The 401-nt window shown below is 58.1% G+C and carries 1 protein-coding gene; it reads right to left on the bottom strand.

The window, feature by feature from the left end; all coding sequences use genetic code 11:
- Positions 1–192: 192 nt before the first annotated feature.
- The coding region (locus EOC93_RS33860) for a DUF892 family protein (RefSeq protein ID WP_164759413.1) at positions 193–401 on the bottom strand (209 nt) is incomplete at its 5' end.

The raw sequence follows: 401 nt of genomic DNA, 5'->3' as shown, positions 1-401 counted from the left end.
GTCCGAATAAACCCAGGCGCCCCCAAACGATTGGTTGCCATGTCGCATTCAGCGCCATTGCTGGGAGCATCCCGGCTGCGGCAAGAATGCCGGAAGGGCTTTCCGTAAACCGCGGCAGCCATCCCACTGGTTCTGTTTCGAGCACCGTGCCGAAGGCGAGTTTTTTCTGTAGACGGCAATTGTCCGCCTATGTCACCGTTGCGCCGTGTCAGAATCCCGCTCGTCGCGTCGGAGGAACTCGGTGGTGACCGTGCCGAGTCTGTTTTCTAGCCAATCAGCCATCGCCTCTTCTTCGCGCAGGTTCTCTTTGCACGCGCTTTGGGTTTCGGAATCGCCGACCTCGCCGGCTGCGGCAATGAGCATTTTATAGCTGGCGATTTCCATATGCTCGAACGTGTAGC

The organism is Mesorhizobium sp. M6A.T.Ce.TU.002.03.1.1 (genome assembly GCF_003997275.1).
Taxonomy (GTDB): domain Bacteria; phylum Pseudomonadota; class Alphaproteobacteria; order Rhizobiales; family Rhizobiaceae; genus Mesorhizobium; species Mesorhizobium mediterraneum.
Note: the sequence above shows the minus strand (reverse complement) of the source record. Positions and strands in the feature narration are given on the sequence as shown.